General features: G+C 59.0%; 22 protein-coding genes and 1 pseudogene. 16 read left to right on the top strand and 7 right to left on the bottom strand.

The annotated features are described in order from the left end of the window. Positions 1-13: 13 nt before the first annotated feature. The 5 genes and pseudogenes from NL116_RS23630 (at position 14) to NL116_RS23610 (ending at position 4,261) form a co-directional block, all read left to right on the top strand. Complete coding sequence (locus NL116_RS23630) at positions 14-805, top strand: phosphate/phosphite/phosphonate ABC transporter substrate-binding protein (protein ID WP_494374269.1); 792 nt, start codon at positions 14-16, stop codon at positions 803-805. A 118-nt stretch (positions 806-923) separates the two neighbouring features. After that, complete coding sequence (locus tag NL116_RS23625; protein WP_494374268.1) at positions 924-1,457, top strand: sigma-70 family RNA polymerase sigma factor; 534 nt, start codon at positions 924-926, stop codon at positions 1,455-1,457. Continuing rightward, positions 1,454-2,467, top strand: coding sequence for an ABC transporter substrate-binding protein (locus NL116_RS23620; RefSeq protein ID WP_494374267.1), 1,014 nt, complete (start codon positions 1,454-1,456; stop codon positions 2,465-2,467). Before NL116_RS23625 ends, NL116_RS23620 begins: the two co-directional genes overlap by 4 nt. Positions 2,468-2,941: 474 nt before the next feature. Then, positions 2,942-3,664 (top strand): annotated as a pseudogene (locus NL116_RS23615) (PAS domain-containing protein); the annotation flags it as partial. Positions 3,665-3,688: 24 nt separating this feature from the next. Then, positions 3,689-4,261 (top strand): methyl-accepting chemotaxis protein, encoded by a 573-nt coding sequence (locus tag NL116_RS23610; protein WP_494378122.1) that lies wholly within the window; start codon positions 3,689-3,691, stop codon positions 4,259-4,261. 50 nt (positions 4,262-4,311) lie between these two features. Here the strand turns inward: NL116_RS23610 and NL116_RS23605 are convergent, their stop codons facing one another. The 3 genes from NL116_RS23605 to NL116_RS23595 all read right to left on the bottom strand — a co-directional run bounded on the left by NL116_RS23605 (position 4,312) and on the right by NL116_RS23595 (position 6,106). Continuing rightward, entirely contained in the window at positions 4,312-4,845 is a 534-nt protein-coding gene (locus tag NL116_RS23605) for a hypothetical protein (RefSeq protein ID WP_494374266.1), read from the bottom strand. A gap of 140 nt (positions 4,846-4,985) precedes the next feature. Beyond that, the gene (locus NL116_RS23600) at positions 4,986-5,618 is read right to left on the bottom strand and encodes a glutathione S-transferase family protein (protein ID WP_494374265.1); all 633 of its coding nucleotides are present in this window, start codon (positions 5,616-5,618) and stop codon (positions 4,986-4,988) included. 56 nt (positions 5,619-5,674) lie between these two features. Then, positions 5,675-6,106 carry a PACE efflux transporter gene (locus NL116_RS23595; protein WP_494374264.1) on the bottom strand — a complete coding sequence of 144 codons (432 nt, stop codon included), beginning with the start codon at positions 6,104-6,106 and terminating at the stop codon, positions 5,675-5,677. A gap of 121 nt (positions 6,107-6,227) precedes the next feature. Here NL116_RS23595 and NL116_RS23590 point away from each other — a divergent pair, with 121 nt between their 5' ends. Further along, positions 6,228-7,100: a LysR family transcriptional regulator gene (locus tag NL116_RS23590; protein WP_494374263.1), complete on the top strand. Its 873-nt coding sequence runs from the start codon at positions 6,228-6,230 to the stop codon at positions 7,098-7,100. Positions 7,101-7,207: 107 nt separating this feature from the next. Here NL116_RS23590 and gntR read toward each other — a convergent pair whose 3' ends face one another. After that, positions 7,208-8,239 carry an HTH-type transcriptional regulator GntR gene (gene gntR / locus NL116_RS23585; RefSeq protein ID WP_494374262.1) on the bottom strand — a complete coding sequence of 344 codons (1,032 nt, stop codon included), beginning with the start codon at positions 8,237-8,239 and terminating at the stop codon, positions 7,208-7,210. A gap of 214 nt (positions 8,240-8,453) precedes the next feature. Here gntR and NL116_RS23580 point away from each other — a divergent pair, with 214 nt between their 5' ends. Both NL116_RS23580 and NL116_RS23575 read left to right on the top strand, forming a co-directional pair. Next, positions 8,454-8,987 (top strand): gluconokinase, encoded by a 534-nt coding sequence (locus tag NL116_RS23580; RefSeq protein ID WP_494374261.1) that lies wholly within the window; start codon positions 8,454-8,456, stop codon positions 8,985-8,987. 82 nt (positions 8,988-9,069) lie between these two features. Beyond that, positions 9,070-10,422: a GntP family permease gene (locus NL116_RS23575; protein WP_494374260.1), complete on the top strand. Its 1,353-nt coding sequence runs from the start codon at positions 9,070-9,072 to the stop codon at positions 10,420-10,422. 156 nt (positions 10,423-10,578) lie between these two features. Here NL116_RS23575 and alaC read toward each other — a convergent pair whose 3' ends face one another. Beyond that, on the bottom strand, positions 10,579-11,796 hold the full coding sequence (alaC, locus tag NL116_RS23570) for an alanine transaminase (RefSeq protein WP_494374259.1): 1,218 nt from the start codon (positions 11,794-11,796) through the stop codon (positions 10,579-10,581). A gap of 139 nt (positions 11,797-11,935) precedes the next feature. Here alaC and NL116_RS23565 point away from each other — a divergent pair, with 139 nt between their 5' ends. The 3 genes from NL116_RS23565 (at position 11,936) to NL116_RS23555 (ending at position 13,961) form a co-directional block, all read left to right on the top strand. Further along, positions 11,936-12,598, top strand: a complete 663-nt coding sequence (locus tag NL116_RS23565) for a LysE family translocator (protein WP_494374258.1) — start codon at positions 11,936-11,938, stop codon at positions 12,596-12,598. 66 nt (positions 12,599-12,664) lie between these two features. Further along, complete coding sequence (locus NL116_RS23560) at positions 12,665-13,159, top strand: GyrI-like domain-containing protein (protein ID WP_494374257.1); 495 nt, start codon at positions 12,665-12,667, stop codon at positions 13,157-13,159. Between the two features lie 313 nt (positions 13,160-13,472). Next, entirely contained in the window at positions 13,473-13,961 is a 489-nt protein-coding gene (locus tag NL116_RS23555; RefSeq protein ID WP_494374256.1) for a GNAT family N-acetyltransferase, read from the top strand. A 72-nt stretch (positions 13,962-14,033) separates the two neighbouring features. On the opposite strand, the gene NL116_RS23550 is transcribed toward NL116_RS23555, so the two are convergent. Further along, positions 14,034-14,519, bottom strand: coding sequence for a GNAT family N-acetyltransferase (locus NL116_RS23550; RefSeq protein WP_494374255.1), 486 nt, complete (start codon positions 14,517-14,519; stop codon positions 14,034-14,036). A gap of 141 nt (positions 14,520-14,660) precedes the next feature. Here NL116_RS23550 and NL116_RS23545 point away from each other — a divergent pair, with 141 nt between their 5' ends. The 4 genes from NL116_RS23545 (at position 14,661) to NL116_RS23530 (ending at position 17,252) form a co-directional block, all read left to right on the top strand. After that, on the top strand, positions 14,661-15,086 hold the full coding sequence (locus NL116_RS23545; RefSeq protein WP_494374254.1) for a YybH family protein: 426 nt from the start codon (positions 14,661-14,663) through the stop codon (positions 15,084-15,086). A 67-nt stretch (positions 15,087-15,153) separates the two neighbouring features. Beyond that, entirely contained in the window at positions 15,154-15,498 is a 345-nt protein-coding gene (locus tag NL116_RS23540; protein WP_194940643.1) for a YciI family protein, read from the top strand. A gap of 27 nt (positions 15,499-15,525) precedes the next feature. Beyond that, positions 15,526-16,017 carry an SRPBCC family protein gene (locus NL116_RS23535; protein ID WP_494374253.1) on the top strand — a complete coding sequence of 164 codons (492 nt, stop codon included), beginning with the start codon at positions 15,526-15,528 and terminating at the stop codon, positions 16,015-16,017. After that, complete coding sequence (locus tag NL116_RS23530) at positions 16,017-17,252, top strand: RNA polymerase sigma factor (protein ID WP_494374252.1); 1,236 nt, start codon at positions 16,017-16,019, stop codon at positions 17,250-17,252. The genes NL116_RS23535 and NL116_RS23530 overlap by 1 nt, the downstream gene beginning before the upstream one ends. 103 nt (positions 17,253-17,355) lie before the next feature. Here the strand turns inward: NL116_RS23530 and NL116_RS23525 are convergent, their stop codons facing one another. Continuing rightward, positions 17,356-18,210 (bottom strand): LysR family transcriptional regulator, encoded by an 855-nt coding sequence (locus NL116_RS23525; RefSeq protein WP_494374251.1) that lies wholly within the window; start codon positions 18,208-18,210, stop codon positions 17,356-17,358. A 90-nt stretch (positions 18,211-18,300) separates the two neighbouring features. On the opposite strand from NL116_RS23525, the gene NL116_RS23520 reads away from it, so the two are divergent. After that, positions 18,301-18,738, top strand: a complete 438-nt coding sequence (locus NL116_RS23520) for a multidrug/biocide efflux PACE transporter (protein WP_494374250.1) — start codon at positions 18,301-18,303, stop codon at positions 18,736-18,738. The last annotated feature ends 135 nt before the right edge of the window (positions 18,739-18,873 follow it).

The following is an 18,873-nucleotide window of genomic DNA, read 5'->3' as shown; positions in this document are numbered from 1 at the left end:
TTGGGATATTTCGATGACACAACACCTTGCCGAACTGCTGATGTACGTCGCTCCCGAGCCTATCCGCCAGGCCAACGAACGCTGGCTGACGCGCATTCTCAAACGGTTCCCTGGCGATCGCCTCGATGCCAGTGACCTGTCCCTGACAGAGCTCTGGCGCTCTCCGTGCCTGTTGCTGACCCAAACCTGCGGCTATCCGCTGATGACGGCATTGCGCGGTCAGGTCCGGGTGATTGGGCGGCCGCGCTATGAGCTGCCGGACAGCACCGCTGGCAACCATTGCAGCCTGTTGCTGAGTCGCGCCGATGATCCTCGGCGGACCTTGCCTGACTTTCGCGACAGCCGTGGCGTGATCAATGGTGAAGACTCCAACAGCGGCATGAACCTGCTGCGCCATCGACTGGCGCCGCTGCATCGCGACGGACAGTTCTTCGCCCGTGTCGCCCTCAGCGGCAGCCACCGCGAAAGCCTGCGCTGGCTGCGTGAAAATCACGCGGATCTGGCCGCCATCGACAGCGTGACCTTTGCCTATCTGGCGCAACACGCCCGGGAAGAAGTCGCCGGCCTGCGCATCGTTAGCCGTAGCGCGTTCAGTCCGACCTTGCCGTATATCTCGGCCGCCGGGACAAGTGATGAACAGGCCGGGCACCTGCTGAATGTGATGAATCAGACCTTGAGCGAACTGCCCGACGTGGCCGAAATTCTTGGGCTGAAGGAAGTGCTGCCTGCCAGCGAAAGCGACTATCAGGTCATCCTCGACTATCAACGGGAAGCGGAACATCACGGCTATAGCCTTTTGTGCTGAAAGTTCCAAATCGAATATAAAAATGCATTTTAGGTATTATTAAAGAATAAGGCGCCTTGTTAGGATCGCGCCACCGGATCACCGGACATTCAGCGACCCCTAACCCTTTGGAGCCTCTATGTCCGGCACCGACGACTCCCATCGTAATCACGTGGGCGGAGTGTTCCGCGCTCATTACCCCTGGTTGTGCGCACGCTTGCGCCAGTATTTGGGAACCGGCGCGAATGTCGAAGACATTGCCGCCGACGCCTTCATGCAATTGCTCGAGTCCCCCGGCCTGACGCCTGTTCGCGAGCCGCGCGCGTTGCTCACCACCATCGCTCGCCGAAGGGTTTATGAGCTCTGGCGGCGCCGCGATCTGGAGCGTCGGCACCTCGAACAGCTGCCGCAGTCGGACCAGGCTCACGGGCCATCGCCTGAAGATTTGCTGCAGCTTTCGCAAACCCTGAACAGCCTGGACCGCATCCTCGAGCGACTCCCGGGCAAGGTCAGGGCGACCTTTTTGCTGTCGCGCGTCGACGGCCTCACGTATCCACAAATCGCCGCCGAGCTGGGTATTTCCCAGCGTTCGGTCAGCGTTTATATGACCCGCTCCCAGGCACTGTGCGCTCAGCACAGTGCCAACCAACCCTTGACCCGGAGGTCCGCATGAGATCGATCAAAACCCTGCTCGGCAGTTCGTTGCTGGCGCTGAGCCTGGTGGTCAGCCAGGTTCCGGCAGCGGAAAAAGCTGTGCCCATCCATTTCGGCGACATCACTTGGGAGAGCGGCAGCCTGATCACCGAAATCCTGCGCCTGATCGTTGAAAAAGGTTACGGCTACCCGACCGACACCTTGCCGGGCAGCACCGTCAGCCTCGAAGCGGCACTGGCCAAGAATGACATTCAGGTGATCGGCGAAGAGTGGGCGGGGCGCAGTCCGGCGTGGGTCAAGGCGTCTGCCGAGGGCAAGGTGTTTGGTTTGGGTGACACGGTGAAAGGCGCCACCGAAGGCTGGTGGGTGCCGGAATACGTGATCAAGGGCGATCCGGAACGGGGCATCAAGCCGCTGGCGCCGGAGCTGAAATCCGTGGCTGACCTGGCCAAATACAAGGACGTGTTCCGCGACCCGGAAGACCCAAGCCGTGGCCGTTTCCTCAATAGCCCCACCGGCTGGACCTCGGAGATCGTCAACAGCCAGAAACTCAAGGCGTATGACTTGACCGCCAGCTACGTCAACTTCCGCACCGGCTCCGGCGCGGCGCTGGATGCCGAAGTCGCTTCATCGATCCGCCGTGGCAAACCGGTGCTGTTCTACTACTGGTCGCCGACGCCGCTGCTGGGTCGTTTCAAACTGGTGAAACTCGACGAACCGCCGTTCGATGCCGACGCCTGGAAAACCCTGGCCGATGCCAACAACCCCAATCCCAAGGGCACACGCTCGATGCCGGCCAGCTTGGCCATTGGCGTGTCGGCGCCATTCAAGGCGCAGTACCCGGACCTTGTTTCGTTCTTTGAAAAGGTCGATTTGCCGATCGATCTGCTGAACCAGACGCTGGGTCGGATGAGCGAAAAACGCCTGCAACCGCGTGAGGTGGCCCAAGCGTTTTTACGCGAACAGCCGCAGGTGTGGAAGGCTTGGGTGCCGGGGGAGGTGGCGACGAAAGTGAGTGCGAGTCTGTAGTTGTGCAGTGTCTGGTTAAAAGCCATCGCGAGCTTGCACGCGATGGTCTCCCGTCTTACACCCCCGCCTGCCTGCTGAACCGATTTTGTCCTCAATTCTTGACTAATGGCGTTGCGTCCTCAACGACGCTGACTATGCTCACCCATGACGGAATATGTCAGTAGACATCAAAGGCTGCCATCAACGCCGTCAGAGTACTCAACCCAAGGCACCAATTGAGTGACCAAGAGCCGAATGGGTCAATGGATTTACTTTTTGACGACATCAGGTTTGGCCCGAGTCCGGGCTATCAAGAGAAGGATGTCTTGATAAGAGTGTTGCGTTAAGGACCCTCCGATTGGACATCATTTATCACCTGACTACCTCATCCCGTGGAGAAACGCGTGTGCCCGTTCCATGGAACGTCGTGGTGGATACGTTGAAAGACCGAAGTTTTGTCATCAACCAGAAGTCCGCGCCTAAGGTGATAAGAACATGTTTAACCTACATCACAAGTCTGACCTGCTGGAAATCGAGCGATACAGTTGTGCCTTGAATGAAGCCAACGCCAGGTTGGCGGCGATCAGTCGTTCGATGGCAATGATCGAGTTCACCCCTGAAGGCATTGTGCTCGATGCCAACGAGAACTTTTGCAGCGTCATGGGTTACAGCGCCGACGAAGTTCGCGGCAAACATCACCGAGTCTTTTGTGAGGAGGCGTTTTATCGCAGTGAAGAGTACGCAAAGCTGTGGCGAGACCTGGCCCGTGGCGAGCCGGTCAGCGGGTCATTTCTGCGAGTGACCAAGCGTGGTAAAGAAGTGTGGCTCGAAGCCAGCTACATGCCGGTGTACGGCGCTGATCGCCAGGTTAAGAGCGTGATCAAAGTCGCTTCGGACATCACCGAACGCGTCAACAAAGAGCATGAAAACGAAAGTCAGCTCGCCGCGATCGGGCGTTCGATGGCGGTGATCGAGTTTTCACCTGACGGCAAAGTCATCACGGCCAATGACAACTTTCTGAAGACCATGCACTACTCGCTTCACGAAGTTGTCGGCCAACACCACAGTATGTTTTGCCACCGCGCCGAAGCCGATTCGCAGAACTACAAAGCATTCTGGGCTTCACTCAATCGCGGCGAATATCACTCGCACCGTTTCGAGCGCAAAGATAAATACGGGCATACCGTGTTCCTGGAAGCGTCCTATAACCCGCTGTTCGACGCCAAGGGTCGCCTGTTCAAAGTGGTCAAGTTCGCCAGTGACATCACCCATCAAGTATCCACCCTGAGAACCGCTGCCGAATCAGCACACAGCACTTCTGTTCAGAACGACGCCTGCGCGCAAAAGGGCTCTCAGGTGGTGCAGCAAACGGTGCAGATCATTCAGGACATTTCCCGCAACTTGAATGAAGCGGCGCTGAGCATTGATGCTGTCAACAAACAATCCGACATCATCGGCACCATTGTTCAAACCATTCGCGGCATTGCCGACCAGACCAACTTGTTGGCACTTAACGCCGCCATTGAAGCCGCTCGGGCCGGGGAGCACGGGCGCGGGTTTGCGGTGGTCGCCGATGAAGTGCGCAGCCTGGCGGCACGCACCAGCCAGGCGACTCTGGAGATTGTCGAGGTCGTACGAAAGAACCACGATTTGTCATTGAGCGCAGTGTCGAGCATGCAATCAAGTTTGAGTCGAACCGGTCTTGGCGTGGAGTTGGCCAATGAGGCGGGGGAGGTGATCCTGGAAATCCAGCAAGGCTCGCGACACGTCGTCGATGCGATCAGTCAGTTCAATTCGACCTTGCAACTGAACTGACTACGGTAAAAATGAAAAAGGGTCCCGGGACCCTTTTTTATGCGCGTGGGTTAAAGCGATGCCAGAAACTTGTCGACTACTTGGGTGCCGCTCTTTTCACTACTGCTGGTGTCTTTTTCGGCCTGCGCCAGCTTCATCTTGTCCTGCATGCGATCGGCAATCTCTTGCGCGACGGCCTGTTGTTTCTCCGGCGGCATGGCTTTCAAGTCTTCTTCGGTAATGCCCATGTCTTTCAGAATACTGTCGCGCAGCCGCTGTTCCGGCGTTTTGCTCATGTAGTCCTTGAAGTCGGTCATTGCCGCGCTGTCCGTGGACTTGGGTTGAGTATCGGCTGCTTGCAGCGCCACGCGGGTTTTGGCGAAGGCTTCATCGATGTTGTCGCTGATCTTGCTCGCTTCGTTCACTTGCTGCGTGGTTTGTTGGGTCGCGGACGCCTGAACCTGCGCCTGAACATTGGTTTGCAGGGCTTGTAGCATCGCGCCCTGCATGCCGCTTTGCAGTCCGGCAGCGGCTTCAGCGCTCGGGTCTTCGCCGGGACGCTTGGACAAAGGGATCATTTGTGTTTGTTTTGCACTGACCAACATGATGAGTTGCCCTGTAGGTAATGGCTGACCGGAGGGCTGGAGCAATTAGCGTGCCGTCGCTTAAGGCCCCTGTTTACGGGGCTCGAAGGGGTGAATAGCGGTCAGGAGTTGCCGTCAGGCGGCAGAGTTCGACCGCGCCGTCACGGCAAGCCATTACAGCCGTGTTTGAGGAAGCCCTGGCGTTGCGCCAGACGCTGGAAATATTCGTCGATGGCGGGGAAATCCGGGCGCTCCATCGGGGTCATCAACCAGCGGTTGACTGACAGCCCGACGACAATGTCGGCGAGGGTAAAACGAGGCCCGGCGACATAGGCTTTGGTGGTCGCGAGTTGATGTTCGAGGATGGCCATTTTCTGGTTCCAGCCGCGCACGCCGACGGCAATCCGGTGGAGGTCCTGAAACTCCGGGTCCTTGCGCACCAGCGCGGTAAACGCGTAGCTCCAGGAAGGGTTGAGCTCGGTGGCTTGCCAATCCATCCACTGTTCCACTCGCGCACGTGCCGCCGGGTCATGCGGCAGCAGATCGGTGTTTTGGTGTTTGCCGGCCAGGTAGCGGCAGATGGTATTGGACTCCCATAGCACGCCCGCGTCGTCGATGATCACCGGCACCTGTGCGTTGGGGTTCAGGCGCAGAAACTCCGGCGTGTGGGTCGAGGCATAGCCGCTGCCCCAGTCCTCACGCTCGTAGGTGACGCCCAGTTCCTCACAGGTCCACAGGACTTTTCTGACGTTGATGGAAGACGCTTTACCCAGAATCTTCAGTGCATGTTCCATTGAGCTACTCCGTTAGCGATTCGATGCTTCAGGAATCTAACAGACATCCGCCGTTATCAGACAGGATCCGGCAGCGCCGACGTTGGCAAACCAAACGTACGATCAAACAACCAGTTAAACGCGAAGGTGTAGCACGGGATGAAGATGATCAGCGCCAAGTCCAACAGGAAGGCTTGCACCAGGCTGATGTTCATCCACCAGGCAATCAACGGGATAAGAAACACTATCAAGGTTAGTTGAAAACCCACCGCATGGGCGATCCGCCGTTTAACGGTGCGGGTGCGTGATAACTGGCGACTTTCCCAGCGCTCGAACAGCGAGGTGTAGATGAAATTCCAGGTCACAGCGAGGGTGGTGATGATCACGGCCAACGGACCGGTACTGCCCGGGGACGTGCCGGATAACAGCGCCAGGCCGACAGCCGAAAATGTCATGCCGATGACTTCATACAATGACACGTAGACCACTTTGCGTTTCACGCCTTGCATAGGTATTTGCCTCTTTTTTGCCAACCAGAAACCAGCAGCACTGGCGATGGCGGCGAAAGATAGCTTCAATAGACGTGACAGAAAAAGTCAGCAGCTTTCAGTTTTATTGATAGGACGATGAATGAATTTCAACAGCGACAGCATCGAGTTGTTTCTTTCGGTGATCGAACGCGGCTCGTTTTCAGCTGCGGCCCGGGCGCTGGGCAAAGTCCCGTCGGCGGTGAGCATGGGCATCGCCAACCTGGAGGCTGAACTCGGTTATCCGCTGTTTGATCGCAGCCACCGCGAGCCGGTGCCAACGGCAATGGCCAGCGCTCTGGTGCCGCACGCGCGACTGATCGCCGAGCAACTGAAACAACTGCAAGTGCATGCGATTGAGTTATCGCTGGGACTGGAAAGCAAGTTGTCGATAGGTGTCGTGGCGGACATCGACAAGGGGCGCTTGATGGCCGCGATCAAGGTGATTGCCGAACGTCATCCACTGCTGGAGATCGAGGTACTCAACGCGCCGCAGGATGATGTGCTGGCCATGCTGCACAGCGGCCGGGTCAGCGTGTGCCTGGCCTTCGCCAGGCCCCGCGTGAATGTGCTGGAGCGGTTTCAGTTTGTCGGCACGGAGCGGATGATCGCCACGCTCGCGGCGGACAATCCGTTGCTTGAGGGGCAGGATGTGTTTCTGGAGGATCTGGTCAACGTCCGGCAAATCATCGTCGCCAGCCGCGACTTGCCGATCAGCGAAACCCGGCCCTTGGTCGGCGAGTCTTACTGGCGCACCGACACTTTGGCGATGGCGTTGGAGATGGTCGAAGCGGGATTGGGCTGGGGCAATTTCCCGGTGGCTGTGGTCCAGCCGCTGCTCGATGCGGGAAGGCTGAAACGCCTGAACTTTCGCAACATCGAGAATGGTCTAGTGCTGCCGGTGCATGCGGTATGGCTCAAGAGCCAACCGTTGCAGAAGGGCGCGTTGGCGTTCGTCGAACTGATGGGCCACTGAAGCGTGATGACCCTGTAGGAGCCGAGCTTGCTCGCGATTGCGGTCTGACAGCCACCTATAGATTGACTGACACTCCGCCATCGCGAGCACGCTCACTCCTACAGGGGTTATGTGCTTTCCCGGATTTTCAATTCAAACCCCATGTCCTGCACCGGTCTGGCCACTGAGTTGCCGGCCAGCAAGGTCAACATCAACTCCGCCGAACGTCGGCCAATCGCCTCGCGCGGGGTATTGATGCTGCTCAGGCGCGGCACCATGTGCGCCGAGGCGGGCAGGTCGTTGAAGCCGAGGATGGCGACTTGTTCCGGGATCTTGATGCCGTGGCGCATGGCCTCAAGCAGTGCGCCCTGGGCCAGGTCGTCGTTGCCAAAGAAGATCGCATCGACATCGGGATGGCTGACCAGCAGTTGCACAAACAGCTCGCCGCCCAATCCAACGGAGGACGCACGCGGCGTCAGCACTTCCAGGTCCGGGTCGTACAAACCGGCCTTTTGCAGGGCTTTGCGGAACCCTTCGCCGCGCAGCAAGGTGCGCTGATCCAGTTGCGCACCGATGTAGGCCAGGCGCTTGCGGCCTCGGGACAGCAGATGTTCAGCCGCTGTTTCGCCGGCGGCCAATTGCGAGAAGCCCACGCAATTCACCCCCGCCGCGCTGTCCAGTTCCATCATGTAGACGCAGGGAATGTTGCTGGCTTCAATCATTCGCCGCGAACTTTCAGTGCGGTCGAAACCGGTCAGCAGCAAGCCGCGAGGCTGATAGGCCATGTAGTTGCGCAGCAGGTTTTCTTCTTCATCGCGGGAGTAGTGGAAGTTGCCGATCAGCACTTCGAAGCCCTTGGGGCGAAGCACCTGATGAATGGCTTCCAGGGTGTCGATGAACAACAGGTTGGACAGTGACGGCACCAACACCACCACCGAATGGCTCTGCGCCGAAGCCAGGGCGCGGGCTGCGGGGTTGACCACATAGTTGAGTTCAAGCGCGGCTTTCTGGACTTTTTCCACCAGTTCGGTGGCCACGGTGCTGACGCCGCGTAACGCACGGGAAGCGGTAATCGGGCTGACCCCGGCCAGTCGGGCCACTTCATTAAGGGTAGGGCGGCCTGTGGTGCGGGTATTTTTATCGTTTTTAGGGGAGGTCATCGGGCGGCTTGCCAAACAAAATTCAAGGCACTAAGGTAGCGCTGTCCCGAAGCGGCTGCAAATGCGTAAGCGAGTTTTGCCTGAACCTCGCTTTTTGGCGCACGGACGAAAATGCTGCAACCCACAAAAATGACAAGAAGGCGTCGGCAACTTCTACTTTTGATCGAGTGTCATAGCTTTCAAAGGTAGCGCTGTCTGCGCGCTGAGGTGTTCCATGAATCATCCCATCACCGCCCTGGTCATCATGGGCGTTGCCGGTTGCGGCAAGACATGCGTCAGCGAGGCCTTGTGCCAGCTCAGCGGCGCCACTGCCATTGAAGGCGATACTTTCCACCCTGCCGCCAATATCGAAAAGATGAGCGCGGGTATCCCCCTGAACGATCAGGACCGTGCCGGCTGGCTCGACAGCCTGTGCGACGAACTGCGCCGCGTCGACGCCTTGGGCGAGCGCCCGGTGTTGACCTGTTCGGCCCTCAAACACAGCTACCGCGAAGTGTTGCGCAGCGCCTTGCCAGGCCTGGGCTTCGTGTTCCTTGAATTGACCCCTGAAGTCGCCGCCGAACGTGTTTCGCATCGGCCGGGCCACTTCATGCCTTCGACCCTGATCGACAGCCAGTTCGCCACCCTTGAATCCCCCGTGGGCGAGCCGTTGACCCTGGCGCTGGATGCATCGACCCGTAGCGTCGAGCAACTGGCGTCGCAGGCGCATGTCTGGTGGCAGGCGCACGGCCTGAAACAGGCCGTATGAGTGGTACTCAAAAAGATAGCGCTGTCCAGATGGCTCGCGAATTACCCGCTTTAATAACAACAACAACCAGGAGACACCCCTAATGTTTGGCATGTCCCACGAGACGTTCCTGCTGCTCGATGCAGTGGTCACGGTGATCGGGCTTATATTCCTGATTACCAAGTTCAAATTCCACCCGTTCATTGCCCTGATCATCGCCGCAGCCTTTCTCGGGCTGACCTCCGGTATGCCGATCGGTACCGTTATCAAGGCGTTCCAGGACGGCTTCGGTGGGGTGCTCGGTTTTGTCGGGATCATCCTCGCGCTGGGCACCATGCTCGGCAAAATGATGGCCGAGTCGGGCGGGGCGGATCAGATTGCCCAGACGCTGATTCGCGCGTTCGGCAAAGACAAAGTGCAGTGGGCGATGATGTTCGCGGCCTTCCTGGTCGGCATTCCGCTGTTCTTCGAAATCGGTTTCGTGCTGCTGATCCCGCTGGTGTTTATCGTGGCGCGGCGCACCGGCGTGTCGATCATCAAGATCGGTATCCCGCTGCTGGCCGGTCTGTCCGCGGTACACGGTCTGGTTCCGCCACACCCGGGTCCGTTGCTGGCCATTGGCGTGTTCGGTGCCGACATCGGTAAAACCATTTTGTACGGGCTGATCGTGGCGCTGCCCACGGCCATCATTGCCGGCCCGATCTTCGGCACGTTCATTGCCAAGTACATCCCCGGTCATCCTAACCAGGAACTGGTGGATCAACTGGCGCGCGAGCCTGAATCGGCCGACCTGCCAAGCTTCAGCATCACGCTGATCACTGTGCTGCTGCCGGTGTTCCTGATGTTGCTCAAGACCTTTGCCGACGTGGTGCTGCCGGACGGCAATTTCGCCCGCTCCTTCATGGACCTGATTGGTCATCCGATCTCAGCGTTGCTGTTGGCGCTGCTGCTGTCGCTGTACACCTTCGGTCACCGTCAGGGCATCGACTCGAAACGCATTCTGAAATGGCTCGATGCCAGTCTCGCGCCGACCGCCGCGATCATTCTGATCATCGGTGCCGGTGGTGGCTTCAAGCAGATGCTGGTGACCAGCGGTGTGGGCGACGTGATCGGCCACATGGCGGTGAATGCACAGATCTCGCCGATCCTGCTGGCGTGGCTGGTGGCGGCGGTGATTCGCGTGGCAACGGGTTCGGCCACTGTGGCAACCATTACGGGTGCGGGCATTGTGGTGCCGGTGGTGGGGATGATTCCGGGTGTGAACCGTGAGCTGCTGGTGTTGGCCACCGGTGCCGGTTCGTTGGTCCTGTCTCACGTCAACGACGCGGGTTTCTGGCTGGTGAAGCAGTACTTCAACATGACCGTGGCAGAAACCTTCAAGACCTGGACGGCGATGGAAACCATCCTGTCCGTGGTTGCGCTGGGCTTTATCCTGCTGCTGTCGATGTTTGTTTAAGCCACACCGTAAAACATAGGTGGTGACACAGAGCTTGTGATTACCCCAGAAACAAATGTGGGAGCGGGCTTGCTCGCGAGGAGGACTTAACATTCAAAGCAGATGTTGAATGTTAGTCCGCCTTCGCGAGCAAGCCCGCTCCCACAGTGTTATGTGTCAGGCGTTAGATTTGGCAATTAGCCCGTCCGCCCTGAACATCCCGCGAATCCCGCGCACAGCCTGACGAATCCGGTCCTGGTTTTCGATCAGCGCGAAGCGCACATGATCATCCCCATACTCACCAAACCCCACACCTGGCGAGACGCAAACCTTGGCTTCGGCCAGCAGCTTCTTGGCAAACTCCAGCGAACCCAGGTGCGCATACACCTCGGGAATCTTGGCCCACACGTACATCGACGCTTTCGGGTTCTCGACCATCCAGCCCAGCTCATGCAGGCCTTTGACCAGCACGTTGCGCCGCTGCCGATATTGCTCGGCGATGTCTTTGACGCATTGCTGATCGCCTTCCAGCGCCGCAATGGCTGCGACTTGCAGCGGCGTGAACGTGCCGTAGTCGTGGTAACTCTTGATCCGCGCCAGGGCGTTGACCAGTTCCGGGTTGCCGACCATGAAACCGATGCGCCAGCCCGCCATGTTGTAACTCTTGGACAAGGTGAAAAACTCCACCGCAATGTCCTTGGCGCCGGGCACTTGCATGATCGACGGGGCTTTCCAGCCGTCGTAGACGATGTCGGCGTAGGCCAGGTCGTGCACCACCAGGACGTCGTATTGCTTGGCGAGGGCGATCACCCGTTCGAAGAAGTCCAGCTCCACGCATTGCGCGGTCGGGTTGGACGGGAAGCCGAGAATCATCATTTTCGGTTTCGGGATCGAGCCACGAATCGCCCGTTCCAGTTCGGCAAAAAAGTCCACGCCCGGAATCAGCGGCACCGAACGCACCTGGGCGCCGGCAATCACGGCACCGTAGATGTGAATCGGATAACTCGGGTTGGGCACCAGCACGGTATCGCCCTGATCCAGGGTGGCCAGCATCAAATGCGCCAGGCCTTCCTTGGAACCGATGGTGACAATGGCTTCGGTTTCCGGGTCGATGTCGACCTCGTAGCGATCCTTGTACCAATTGGAAATCGCCCGGCGCAGGCGCGGAATGCCTTTGGACGTCGAGTAGCCGTGGGTGTCTTCGCGCTGGGCGACAGTTACCAGTTTTTCGACGATGTGCGGCGGGGTCGGGCCATCAGGGTTGCCCATGCTGAAGTCGATGATGTCTTCGCCACGACGACGGGCGGCCATCTTCAGCTCGGCAGTGATGTTGAATACGTAAGGGGGGAGTCGATCTATGCGCGCAAAGCGGCGCGGCGAACCTGGGTTAGCCATTATTGCCTCGGGTAACGTGAGCGCCCGGAACCGTCCGAGCGACGCTGGCCACTGCGGTGGCCTGTTGCGGAAGATAAGGGCAGTCGTGGCACACTGTCCAGCAAGTGTGTAAACAAATTTTTCCGAAGGAAATCGGTTGATGGAATTTAGCAGCGGCTTCTTGCTGAGCCTATCGTTGTGCCTGGATATCGGCGTGGCCAACATTGCGATGATCACCCTGGCCATGCAACGCGGCTATTTTCAGGGTTTTGCGTTGGGGTTGGGGACCTGTGTCGGCGACCTGATCTACGCCGTGCTGGCGCTGGCGGGCATGACCGTTTTGCTGCAATACGAAAGCGTGCGCTGGGTGCTGTGGATCGGTGGTTCGGCGTTGCTGATCTATTTCGCGGCGAAGATGATTTATTCGGCGGTTCACCACGAAGCGGCATTGGCGCAGACCGAAGAGGTGGCGCAGAACTCCCATCGCAAAGAGTTTTTCCGCGGGATCTTCCTCGCCATGTCCTCGCCCAGTGCCATCCTTTGGTTTGCCGCGGTGGGCGGCACCTTGATCGCCCGTTCCGGTGGCGGTGGTGCGCTGAGCTCGGCGCTGTTTCTCGGTGGTTTCCTCTGTGCCGGTCTGCTCTGGAGCGCGGGTTTGTGCTTTGCCGCGAGCCACGGCGGCAAGTTGCTGGGCGACAAACTGCTGCGCTACTCGTACATGGCATCGGCGGCGATCTTCTGCTATTTCGCGGTCTACGTGATCCTATCGGGTTACAACGAGTTTATCGGTGCGTCAGCGGTGGAACAATTGCACGCCCTGTAACTGGGCGAATCGGGTTTGGCTTCTATACTCCCAGCCGAACCCATTTTAAGCCTCAGGAGTTGAGCCATGGATGAGCAAACAGGCGTAAAACCGGCCGAGCCCCGCTTCGTACACGGGCACTTCCTGCTCATTGCAGGGTATGGGGGGCGATTTACCCATGAAACCTCGAAGAAAATTCCCGATCTCTGGGAGAAGTTCATTCCCGAGATTGGCAAGATTGCCGGTCAAAAAAGCGAAGTGACCTACGGCATCTGCTGCAATCCGGACGGCAAAGGCGGATTCGAATACATCGCCGGCGTCGAGATCGACAAGCTCGACGACCTGCCGGATAAGTACCGCTGGGTCGAGGTTCAACCTCAGTATTACGCGGTATTCGAGCACAATGGGGCGCTGGACACCTTGCCTAAGACCTTTCAGTACATTTGGAAAACCTGGTTGCCGCAGTCCGGTAAAGAAGCGGCGGACGCCCCGGAGTTCGAGCGCTACAGCGAAGACTTCAACCCGAAGCTCAACACTGGCGTGCTGGAAATCTGGCTGCCGATCAAGCCGGACAAGCCGTGAACACCGCGAGAGGCGGGCGGCAATTCCGCCTCTCGACGGTTACTTACCCTGCTTCATCCGCCGCGTCCGCATCAGGTCGATCGACAAGGTGACGAAGCCAAACGTGCTGATGCCCAACAACATAAGAAGACCGATCTGAACGCTGCTCATGGTGTGTTCCCCTATTGATGTCCTGAGACCGGCTCCATCAATAATCCGAACCTTCGAGCAATGAAAGCGCCTATACGCAGGCTTTACGGCGCCGGCGGTGATCGATATGAACACCTTATTCAACTATGATTTGCAGCCTTTTCCACGCTGATTCCGAGCCGCCATGAACACCCTTATCCGCAACGTCACTGCCACTGACCTGGACCGCTGCTACGCCATCGAAACTGTTGCCTACGAAGGTGACGAGGCGGCCACCCGCGAGAAAATCGCCACCCGCATCGCCACTTGGCCCGAGGGTTTTATCGTGGCCGAGGTGGATGGCGTGGTAGCCGGTTTCATCAATTCCGGTGCAGCGTTTCAGGTGGAAATGTCGGACGAAGCGTTCAAGGAACTGATCGGCCACGACCCGGACGGCCCGCATGTGGTGATCATGTCGGTGGTGGTGCACCCGGACTATCAGGGGCTGGGGTTGGCGAAGCGATTGATGGGCGAGTTCATTGAGCGGATGCGCGGTTTGGGCAAAACCCAGATTCACCTGATGTGCAAGGAGCGGCATATTCCGCTGTATGCCGGGTTTGGTTTTGCCTATGTCAAACCGTCGGCCTCGGACCATGGCGGGATGGCGTGGCATGAGATGGTGCTCGACTTATAAATCTACCGAATATCCCTTGTGGGAGCGGGCTTGCTCGCTCCCACATTTGTTTGGTGTTGGGTCAGTAGAGATTCAGAAAACCAGCCCCATTCGCCGCTCATACCCAATTCGGCCCCTGTAGGCCTCGCCGCTATCCACCCAGCCGAACTTCGCATACAGCGCGATCGCAGACTCATTGTCCGCATCCACCGACAATTCCAGCCCCTTTATTTCCGGAAATGCCTGGCGCGCCACCTTGGGTAGCGCTTGCAGGCACGCTTTGCCATACCCTTTACCTTGAGCATGCTGATCGACTTGCAGCGCATGCAGGGTGGCGCTGTGTTCATCCGCCCAGGCCGGTAACACGGGCGGACGCTTGAGCAGCAGGAAGGCCACCGGAGCGTCCTCGACCAACAGCGCAAATCCTTTGACGCCGGGGCCGGGTTTGGACAGCAAGGTGTGCAACGCACCATGAATGTCGCCGCTGAACCTGATTTGTTCCTGGTGAACTTCGATGGCCTCGACCTGCTGGCGCTGGCGCGCGTTCAGGCTTTCGTAAGGCACGAGACGGGTTGTCACTGGAGTGTCCTTTTCCCAACACGAATGAGCCTCGGATTCTAGCGAGTTTGCGCCGATGGATTATTTTTATTTCGACTGTCGATTTGGCTTTTGGCCGAACGACTAAGGGTGTCTTCACCACAAAAACCACGGAGAACCACCATGAGCGCGACCCACGAAATCCAGACCCTGATCGACACTTATCGCCAGGCCGTCATCTCCAAAGATGTCGACAGAATCATGGCCCTGTACGCCGAGGACATCGTCTCCTACGACGCGGTCAAGGCCTTGCAATTTCGCGGTAAGGCCGCCTACCGCGCGCATTGGCTGGACTGCATGGAAATGTGCCAGGGCCCGCATAAATTCGACTTCGACCACATGAACATCGTGGCGGACGAGCACATCGCCTTCGCCCATTGGCTGGCCCATTGCGGCGGCACCAACGACAAGGGCGAAACCCAGGCCTGCTGGATGCGCGTGACGGCCTGCTACCGTCGCGACGCCGGGCAATGGCGGATTGTCCACGAACACTGGTCGGCCCCGTTCGACATGGTCAGTGGCGCTGCGTGTTTCAATCTGGAGCCCTGATCGTCGGGAATTTCGCCAACGCGTCAATCTGCAGCCATAGTTGATCCGTTCGATTCAGGAGAGCCACATGAAATACCTATGCCTGGTCTACAGCAACGAGCACACCTTGCACTCGCTGCCCGAGAGCCCGAACGACGCCGAGTGCATGGCCTATGCCGAATCAATCCAGAGTGGCGGCCGGATGCTCGCGGCCGAGGCGCTGGAGTCGGTGCAGACCGCCACCACCGTGCGCATGCGTAACGGCAAGATGTCGATCACTGACGGTCCGTTCGCCGAAACCAAGGAGCAGTTGGCCGGCTTCTACCTGATCGATGCCAAAGACCTCAATGAAGCGCTCCAGGTCGCTGGCAACATCCCGGCGGCCCGGGTCGGCTGCGTCGAGGTGCGTCCCGTTCGTCAGTTGAATCCTTGAATAACAACAACCAAAAAGGAGTTGTGCATGAGCCCGCAATCAGCTGAAAAAAAATCGGCCGAGTTCGAGTTATCCATCAGTCGCCTGATCGACGCACCACGCCAGAAGATCTTCCGCGCCTGGACCGAGCCGGCCTTGCTCGCCCAGTGGTGGGGGCCGCACGGCATGACCACGCCGGAGTGCGAAATGGACCTGTGGGTCGGCGGCCAGTTTCGCACCCTGATGCGCGCACCGGACGGCAGCGAATACCCGACCATGGGCGTGTTTCTGGAGATCGTCGCCCCTGAGCGACTGGTATTTACCGACGCGTTTGTCCCCGGCTGGATTCCCTCAGGCAAACCGTTCATGGCGGCCGAAGTGACGCTCGAGGAGCGGGACGGCAAAACCCTCTACACCGCGCGCGCCATGCATTGGTCAAAAGAGGATCACAAGGCCCACGAAGACATGGGCTTTCATGACGGCTGGGGGCAAAGTCTTGATCGCCTGGAAACGCTGGTAACTGAAGGCATGCCGGACTGATGCCTGGCGAGGCGGTGCAGGCCCGGGTCGAGCAGGTTTACCGCGAAGACTCGCGGCGGATTCTGGCGACGCTGATTCGCTTGCTCGGCGATTTTGACCTCGCCGAAGAGGCGTTGCACGAGGCCTTTTTCATCGCGGTCGAACGCTGGCAGCGGGACGGCGTGCCGGACAATCCGCGCGCCTGGCTGGTGTCCGCCGGGCGCTTCAAGGCCATCGATGCCTTGCGTCGGCGCGCACGTTTTATTGCCTCGCAGCCAATGCTGATCGCGCAGCTGGAGGCGCTGGAGCAGGCCGACTGGAGTGACGAAGACGTGGAAGACGATCGCTTGCGCCTGATCTTCACCTGCTGCCATCCGGCACTTGCCTGCGACGCCCAAGTGCCACTGACCTTGCGCGAAGTCTGCGACCTGACGACAGAGGAAATTGCCCGGGCGTTCCTGTCGGCGCCTGCCACCATTGCCCAGCGCATCGTGCGGGCGAAGGCGAAAATCCGTGATGCAAACATTCCATATCAAGTGCCGACGCTGGCGGAACTGCCCGAGCGCCTCGACAGCGTGCTGCGGGTGATTTACCTGGTGTTCAACGAGGGGTACTCGGCGTCCATCGGTGCTGAAGTGACACGCGAAGACCTGACACGCGAGGCGATCCGGCTGGGGAGGTTGTTGCTGCAGTTGCTGCCGGAGCCGGAGGTCATGGGCTTGCTGGCGATGATGTTGCTGCACGAGTCACGGCGCCATGCGAGGACGTCGGCGACCGGCGAGTTGATCTTGCTGGATGAGCAGGACCGTTCATTGTGGGACGCCGGGATGATTGCCGAGGGATGCGCCTTGGTCGAACAGGCGTTGACCCAGCGGCGTTTCGGGCCTTATTGCCTGCAAGCGGCCATTGCAGCGGTGCACGCCGAGGCGCCGACGCCGCAAGACACCGACTGGCTGCAAATTGTCGGTCTGTATGACTTGCTGTTGCAGGGGATGCCGTCGCCGGTAATTGAGTTGAACCGGGCGGCAGCCATCTCCAGGCGCGATGGACCGTTGGCGGGACTGACCCTGGTTGAAGCGATTCTGGATCGGGGCGAACTGCTGGATTACCACTTGGCGCATTCGGCGCGGGCGGAGTTTTGTCGGCAGTTGGGAAGGGTGGAGGCAGCGCGGGCGGCGTATGAGCGAGCGCTGGAATTAACCCGGCAAGTGCCGGAGCGGCGGTTTCTCGAGGCGCGGATCAAGGCGTTGAAGTGAGGTGATCTGAGGGCCTCATCGCGAGCAGGCTCACTCCTGCAGGTGATCTTCGCCATCACATAGAACCCATGTAGGAGTGAGCCTGCTCGCGATAGGGGCACCGCTATTCCAGCATCTTGGTCAACAACCAGCTCCCGGCCGGCCCAGGCGGATGATGGCGCGACCACAGCGCATCGACAAACACCGGTTTCGGCCAGCCGCGCACGTTGAGCTCCTGCAACGAACCCGGCCCAAACCGCTCCACCAACCACCGCGGCAATGGCGCCCAGCCAAATCCGCCCTGAGCCATTTCCAGCAACATCAAATAACTCGGCGCCGACCACACACGACCCTTCGCCCGGCTCTCATACGGATTGACGATGGTTGCCAAACGCAATTCCCGGTGCTGTCGCAGCACGTCCTGATCGATATGATCGAGCGCCGCCAACGGATGCGTCGGGGAGACGAACAGCGCAATTTCCGTACGCTCTTCAACCGTCGAACTCACCAGATCCGGCGGATAGCTGTCCTGCATTTCGGCGAACGCCACGTGCGCCCGACCCCGTTGCACCAGCGCAATCAAGTCATCGCACTCGGCAATCAGGCACTCAAACTCCAGGTCCGGATAACGCTGCTCAAACGCACCCAGCGCCGCTTCGAAGCGATCGGATTGATAAGTGTCTGAAATCGCCACGGTGAGCTTCGGCTCGACGCCTTGTGACAACTGGCTGGCGGTCATTTCCAGCCGGCTCGTGGCAGCCAGGATCTCCTCGGCCCGTTGCAGCATCACGTGCCCGGCCGGGGTCAGGCTGGGTTTGCGGCTGCTGCGATCGAACAGCACCAGGTTCAAATCGGTTTCCAGACTGGCCACCGCCGCACTGATGGTCGACTGGCTGCGCCCCAGTTTGCGCGCCGCCGCGGAAAACGAGCCTTGGGTCGCCGCCTGGACAAACGCCAGCAGCACTTCGTGAGAGGCCATGAACTATCGCCTTGATCGATGGTTATTGGTTATGAAGTATCGGTGCGATGAAGGATCATGGCAACCACAGTCACTCAGAGGAGTCGGGCCATGAGCGCCAACAAATCCATCACTGAACGTATTTTCCAGGCCGTTGGTTTCGAACTGCTGGCCATCCTGATCTGCACCCCGTTGCTGGCCGGGATCATGAACAAACCGCTGATCGACATGGGCATGGTCACCCTGTTCGTTGCGGCCCTGGCCCTGGCCTGGAACGTGGTCTTCAACGGGCTGTTTGATCGTGTGCTCAAGCACTACAAAAGGGCTCATACCGCGTGGGTCCGGGTGATCCATGCGCTGCTGTTTGAAGGCGGTCTGGTTGCCTTCGGTGTGCCGCTGATTGCCTGGTGGCTGAAGATTGGCCTGTGGGAAGCGTTCCTGCTCGACATCGGCGTGCTGCTGTTCTTCCTGCCCTACACCTATATTTACCATTGGGCGTACGACGTGGTGCGGGAGCGGATGGTGACGCGCAGCGTTTGTGAAGGATGAATAACGCTGTCGGAGGGGGAGTGTATGCAGTGGACGGTGAGCAGTGGTCGCTGCCCCATCCCCGGCAACGGCATTTACCGTTGCGGGTCAGAGGGTTTATGGACTGGCTGGGTGATCCAGTCCACAACCTGAAGC

The organism is Pseudomonas sp. FBCC-B1667 (assembly GCF_059133255.1).
This window is presented reverse-complemented; position numbering and strand designations above follow the sequence as displayed.